We start from the raw sequence: 6,370 nt of genomic DNA, 5'->3' as shown, positions 1-6,370 counted from the left end.
CGGCGATGCGGCTCGACTGGTCCATGTCGCCATGGATTTCGCCCGCCGAAAAGCCGTGGCGCTTCAGGCTCTTGGCCAGTTCGCGCACGGTGGTCTTGCGGTTGGCGAAGATGATCGCCGTGCTGACGTTATCGGTCTTGAGCAGATGGCGCAGCACCTCGCGCTTCTGGCGCGAGACGCATTTCACCTTGTGCTGGGCGATGTTGATGTTGGTCGAGGCGGGGCGGGCCACCTCGATGTACTTGGGATTGCTCAGGAACTTGTCGGCCAGCTTCTTGATCGGCGGCGGCATGGTCGCGCTGAACAGCAGGGTCTGGCGCTGCGCGGGCAGCTTAGAGCAGATTTCCTCGATGTCGGGAATGAAGCCCATGTCGAGCATGCGGTCGGCTTCGTCGATCACCAGCATGCTGCAACCGGTGAGCAGGATCTTGCCGCGCTGGAACAGGTCCATCAGGCGGCCCGGGGTGGCGATCAGCACGTCCACACCGTCCGACAGGGCCTTCACCTGATCGCCCATCTGCACGCCGCCGATCAGCAGCGCCATCTTCAGATCATGGTTCTTGCCGTATTTCTCGAAATTCTCGGCGACCTGCGCGGCCAGTTCGCGCGTCGGCTCAAGAATAAGGCTGCGCGGCATCAGCGCGCGGCGTCGGCCATGCGCGAGAATGTCGATCATCGGCAGCACGAAACCGGCCGTCTTGCCAGTGCCCGTCTGGGCGATGGCGATCAGGTCGCGCATCATCAGCACGGTGGGGATGGCCTGGGCCTGGATCGGCGTGGGCGTGTCATATCCGGAAGCCGCGACCGAGCGCAGCAATTCATCCGACAGGCCGAGATCGGCAAAACTCATGGGTTGGTCATGTTCCGATAGAGAAGGATTGGGACAATCATGCTTGGGATAGCCGCCCCCCGTTGGGCCGTCCCTGCTTCGCCGAAGCCATGCATCAGCACGGCGCATCCGGCGCGGGTGCGCAGCCCTAATCGCAAAGAACCATAAAAGTCAAGAAAATCGCCCGATCAGCGCCTCATTCGGGCGAAATAGCGCTCTTAAGGATAACGCCGCCACGGCAAAGCGATCAGCGAACGCAATCTGAGGATGCGGCAATTGGCGCCGCTGCGCGCCTGCAACTTGTCCCGCTCGGCACAGATCTGGCCGTCGGGGCTGCGCTCGACATAGAAGCCGGAGTAGAAATCGCGGGCGCGGCAGGCCTTTTCCAGCACCGCCGAGATGATGTGCTGATCGCGCATGAACAGCAGCAGGCGGTTGCCCTCCGCGCTCTGCACCCCCAGCACGGCGCCGGTGGCGAAGCATTTGCCCATCGGCTTTTCCTCGAAGCGTTCGGGCCGCTCGTCCATCAGATCGTCCATCATGTCGGGCGGCATCACCGGGCCGCCGGGCGCGATGCGGATGGAGAAATGCTGTTCGATGCGCACCTGCTCGGGATTGTCGGCACCGCTCATGGGGCCGCTGACCGGACCGAAGCTTCTGGGCCCGATGCCGCCGCCCATCGGGGGCAGCATGTCAGCCTGTGCCGCTCCCGCCAGCACCAGCCCCGCGAGGGCAAGAAGAGCATATCCGATTTTCATGCGTTTAATGGACGAGCGCAACCCGCAGCGGGCGGCGCTCAACAGACCTCATCAATGTCCCTGTTACGTTGTCTCGTCCTATGGCCCGCAATGTTTGAACCATCGCTTAACCTGCCTCTTGCGCCATGACGGTCCGTCGCACTTAACCTTGCCCTTTGGCTGTGGCATAGGGGCCGGATGACCGATACCCTTGATCCCAATTCGCGCCCTGTGGCGGAGGCTAACAGCGAAATCACCGCGCCGGAAGGGTTTTTAGCGCAGCTGACCGCCCTTCTGGGCGAGAGCGGACTGACCTGTGACAACGATGCCATGGCCCCCTGGCTGACCGACTGGCGCGGGCGCTATACGGGCCGCGCGATGGCTCTGGCCTCGCCCGCCAATGCGCAGGAGCTGTCTGCAGTGGTCAAGCTGGCGGTGGCTTCGGGCGTGCCGATCGTGCCTCAGGGCGGGAACAGCGGCATGGTCGGCGGCGCCACGCCGGACGAGAGCGGGCACAGCCTGCTGGTCTCGCTGCGGCGGATGAACGCCATCGGCGTGATCGACAAGGATGCGCTGAAGGTTACCTGCGGCGCGGGCGTGATCCTGCAGACGCTGCATGAGGCGGCAGAAGCACAAGGCCTGCGCTTCCCCCTCACGCTGGGCGGCAAGGGATCGGCGACGGTGGGCGGGCTGGTCTCCACCAACGCCGGCGGCACGCAGGTGCTGCGGCACGGCAATATGCGCGACCAGGTGCTGGGGCTGGAGGTGGTGCTGGCCGATGGCACGATCTGGTCGGCGCTGACGCCTCTGAAGAAAGACAATCGCGGCTTCGATCTGAAGCAGCTTTTCATCGGTTCAGAAGGCACGCTGGGCATGGTGACGGCGGCCACGCTGGCCCTCTCCCCCGGCATTGCCGAGCGCCGCGTGGTCTGGGCCGGGGTGGAAAGCATCCATGCCGCGCGCGCCCTGCTGATCCATTGCCAGCGCCGCCTTGGCGCCGCGCTGGAAGGGTTCGAGGTGGTGCCTCAGGCCAGCCTCGAGGCCGTGCTGGAGCACACCGCCAAGGCCCGCAAGCCGCTGGAAGGCGACCACGCCTGGCACGCCCTGATCGAGATCGTGGCCGATGCCGAAGGCGCCGATTCGCTGGCCGAGCGCGTGGAAAACACGCTGGCCGAAGCTTTCGAGACCGGTCTGGTGCAGGATGCCGCCATCGCCGCCAGCGAGGCGCAGGCCGCAGCCTTCTGGCTGATTCGCGAGGAAGTGCCCTTCGCCGAGCGCGCCAAGGGCCCCGCCGTGCAGCATGACATTTCAGTCGCCGTGGAACGCATGCCGGACTTCATCGAACAGGTCTCCCCGCAGATCGAGGCGAAGTTCCCCGGCACGCATGTGGTCGCCTTCGGCCATCTGGGCGACGGCAACATCCATTACCATGTGCTGGCCGCCCCCGGCGCCGCGCCCGGTTGGGATCTGACCGAGGGCAAGACCATCAGCGGTTTCGTCTATGACGAGGTGACCCGCTGGGGCGGCTCGATCAGCGCCGAACACGGCATCGGCCAGAACAAGATCAAGGAGTTGGCCCATACCGCCGACCCGGCGGCATTAACGCTGTTGCGCGCCGTGAAAGCGGCGATCGATCCCCAAGGGTTGCTCAATCCGGGTAAACTCGTACCGCCAAACGCCTAGGCTCTCACCCGCTTGCCAGCGCTGGCCCCACCTTCTAAGACCCGGCCTTTAAATGGGGGGCCAAGCGCCCGCTTTGCTTACGGAGACACCTGACATGGCCAGCGCGCCGCAAAATCCCGGTCTGCCGATCTTCTACAAGGACCTGGTTCCGCTCAACAGCCGCGATCACGCGACCTGGAAGAGCCGCAGCGTCGACAAGGCCGACTGGCTGGTGGGCCAGCACGCCATCCCGCTGACGGTGGAAGAATTCCCCCAGGCCGGTCGCTTCTTCCCGATCGTCTTCTCTTCGGGCGACGATTCGGTGCCTCTGGCGCTGATGGGCCTGAACGAGGGCGTGAACGTCTTCGTCGACGCCGAGGGCACCGTGGCCGAGAACGTCTACGTTCCCGCCTACGCCCGCCGCTATCCCTTCATGCTGGCCCGCCTGAACCCGCAGGCCGAGGAACTGAGCCTGTGCTTCGACCCCACCAGCAATCTGATCGGTGAGTTCGAGGAAGGCTCGGCCCTGTTCGATGGCGACCAGCCCAGCGAGACCACCACGGGCATGCTGGCGTTCTGCGAGCAGTTCGAGCAGGCTGGCCTGCGCACCGGCGCCTTCGTCAAGGAGCTGGAAAAGCACGGTCTGCTGATCGAGGGCGAAGTGGCCATCCAGCAGGAAGGCAGCGAGCAGCCCTTCGTCTATCGCGGCTTCAAGATGGTCGATCAGGCCAAGCTTCAGGAAGTGCGCGGCGACGTGCTGCGCGGCTGGAACCAGTCGGGCCTGCTGCCGCTGGTGTTCGCTCACATGTTCAGCCTCGATCTGATGCGTGAGATCTTCGGCCGTCAGGTCGCGATGGGCGTGCTGCCTCAGCCGAATGTGGCGCTGCCGGCTTAAATTAAGGAAATTAAGGTGAAGTGCGAGGGTGTTACACCCTCGCGCTCCCATTTTTTGTCAGCGTTGCGCATCAGGTTCGGCCTTGGGCTTAGTACGTTGCGCCGCAGGCTTTAAAATTCCAGACTCTCGTTAAGGCGCCCGGGCTTTCTGCCTGCGGCGCCTTTTCGTTGCGCAGGTAGAGAGCCGAGGCGCAACGACGCAGCACAACGGCCCGCGCGTCGGAAGACGTTATGGGAGCGCGAGGGGGTAACCCCCTCGCCTTTCCTCCTTCCCGCTTTCCTGCCCCCTACAAAATACCTATTCATGGCCGCCGCCATCACACCCCGCCATAACTGGCAATCGTGCCAGCAATGCCCGCCCACCGGTCTCTTGCGAACCAGCCCGGCACGCTGCCAACCATGACCACCATCTAACGGCTTGCCGAATTTACCGGCGCGGCCCCCTTGCATGCCATGGCCCATAAGCATATGATGCAATCGTTCCGCTGTGCTTCCCTCATGGCATGGTGGAACTGGTGCACGCCGTGCACCTCCTCCCTGAACCTTGGCCACCTCGTGCCCCTTGGCGCGAGGTGGTTTTTTATGTGCCATAGCAAAAAGCGCGTTATTCTGCGGCTTCGGCCCAGTTCGAAGGGCGCCTGTCGAGCGTGATGCTGCCCATCGCCGCCACGTCGCAGGCCAGATTGCGCACCAGGCGAATCAGCCTCTCGACCACCCCATCGGCGCCCGGCCCCAGATCGACCAACCGCGAATCGAGATAGGCCGCCCGGTCGATCTCCAGCTGCATGGCATGGATGCCGTCGCGCGGAGCGGCATGGCGGTCCAGCACATAGCCTCCGGCGTAAGGCCGGTTATGCGCCACCAGCCAGCCCGATTCGTCCAGCGCGCCAAAGGCCTTGGCCACCAGAGCGGTGCTGCAGCTGGCGCCGAAACGGTCGCCCAGCACGCAGCTGACAGGCGTCTCGCCCTCGTTGCAGGGCAGCGGCGGCATGGAGTGCAGGTCAATCAGCAGAGCCGCGCCCCAGCGGGCGCGCAGGGCGGCCAGCTGATCGGCGATGCAGGCGTGGTAGGGCGCATGCAGCCCGGCGATTCGCCGCGCCAGCTCCGCGCCGGACAAGGGCCTGCTCCATAGCTCGCCCATGCCGGGCACGCGGCGCGGCACCAGGCCGAGGCCAGCCCGCACGCGCTGGCTGGGATGCGATTGCGCCCGCACCGTGCCGCCAGCCTGAAACACCGCTTCGCGCGCCTCGGCCCGGCCAGAGTCAGGAATCATGCCCCAGTCGATATCATCGGGCGCGCGGTTGAGATCCAGCACCGCGCGCGGCGCCCTTGCCACCAGCAGGTTGGCGCCAGTCGCTTCAGCCACCCTTGTGGCGATCCGGTCGATATGCCGGTCTTCCAGACGCAGTGCGGCCTTTTCGCCTTCGCGCAGGGCCGCCATCAAGTCTGGCGTATAGGCCCGTCCGCCATGGGGCGCGCAGATCAGCACCGGCACGCAGGCGGGATCGGCCAAAGTCAGCACAAAGGGCGCGCCCGCGCAGCCGGGCACGTCGGACATATGGAAACTGCTCGAATCGCCAGGGGCGGAAGAGGCTTCGCGCATGACATTTGTGTGGCACGCACAAGGCAGGCCTGTCAAAAATACGGCCATTCCCTTGTCATATTTCTCTCATGCAAAATGCGACGAATGCCGCTGGCGGTGCGGTCCGCGCCCGGTTTGTGGTAACAATCTTTACCCCCGTCGCGGTATGATGCGAGCCGAAACGCATAAAAGGCGCCCAAGACCCATGATCCGTATCCTGCTTGCCGAAGATGAAGCCGCCATGCGCACCTATCTGGCCCGCGCCCTGGAGAATGCCGGCTATGAAGTGGTGGCGGTGGATCGCGGCACCGCCGCCCTGCCCTGGCTGCAGAGCGAGCGATTCGACCTGCTGCTCTCCGATATCGTCATGCCCGAGATGGACGGCATCGAGCTGGCCCAGCGCTGCGCCGAGATCAGCCCGCACACCAAGGTGATGTTCATCACCGGCTTTGCCGCCGTGACCCTGAAGGCCAGCCGCGAGGCCCCGCAGGCCCGCGTGCTGTCCAAGCCCTTCCACCTGCGCGATCTGGTGATGGAGGTGCAGCGCGTTTTCGGCCAGCCCACCCAGGCGAGCATCTGAGGCAGGATCCAAGATTTTTCCAATTTTTTCGCATTGAGGGCTTGCGCGAAAAAAAAGCCGCGTCTAAAGGCCAGCCCCTGCCCGGC

6 protein-coding genes are annotated in these 6,370 nt (G+C 64.7%); 3 read left to right on the top strand and 3 right to left on the bottom strand.

What is annotated here, in order from left to right; translation table 11 throughout:
• Both SR3_RS15830 and SR3_RS15825 read right to left on the bottom strand, forming a co-directional pair.
• Positions 1-850: DEAD/DEAH box helicase (locus SR3_RS15830; protein ID WP_157098886.1), on the bottom strand; the 850-nt coding region annotated here is incomplete at its 3' end.
• A gap of 197 nt (positions 851-1,047) precedes the next feature.
• On the bottom strand, positions 1,048-1,587 hold the full coding sequence (locus SR3_RS15825) for a hypothetical protein (RefSeq protein WP_068088077.1): 540 nt from the start codon (positions 1,585-1,587) through the stop codon (positions 1,048-1,050).
• A 177-nt stretch (positions 1,588-1,764) separates the two neighbouring features.
• Here SR3_RS15825 and SR3_RS15820 point away from each other — a divergent pair, with 177 nt between their 5' ends.
• Positions 1,765-3,249: an FAD-binding oxidoreductase gene (locus SR3_RS15820; RefSeq protein WP_084455620.1), complete on the top strand. Its 1,485-nt coding sequence runs from the start codon at positions 1,765-1,767 to the stop codon at positions 3,247-3,249.
• A gap of 94 nt (positions 3,250-3,343) precedes the next feature.
• The gene (locus tag SR3_RS15815; RefSeq protein WP_068088075.1) at positions 3,344-4,123 is read left to right on the top strand and encodes a SapC family protein; all 780 of its coding nucleotides are present in this window, start codon (positions 3,344-3,346) and stop codon (positions 4,121-4,123) included.
• 603 nt (positions 4,124-4,726) lie between these two features.
• Here SR3_RS15815 and SR3_RS15810 read toward each other — a convergent pair.
• Positions 4,727-5,680, bottom strand: coding sequence for an N-formylglutamate amidohydrolase (locus SR3_RS15810; RefSeq protein ID WP_084455625.1), 954 nt, complete (start codon positions 5,678-5,680; stop codon positions 4,727-4,729).
• 229 nt (positions 5,681-5,909) lie between these two features.
• Between SR3_RS15810 and cpdR the strand changes: the two genes are divergently transcribed.
• The gene (cpdR, locus tag SR3_RS15805) at positions 5,910-6,284 is read left to right on the top strand and encodes a cell cycle two-component system response regulator CpdR (RefSeq protein WP_068088072.1); all 375 of its coding nucleotides are present in this window, start codon (positions 5,910-5,912) and stop codon (positions 6,282-6,284) included.
• Positions 6,285-6,370 lie beyond the last annotated feature (86 nt).

Origin of the sequence: Novosphingobium rosa NBRC 15208 (assembly GCF_001598555.1) — a bacterium.
GTDB classification, from domain to species: Bacteria; Pseudomonadota; Alphaproteobacteria; order Sphingomonadales; family Sphingomonadaceae; genus Novosphingobium; species Novosphingobium rosa.
Note: the sequence above shows the minus strand (reverse complement) of the source record. Positions and strands in the feature narration are given on the sequence as shown.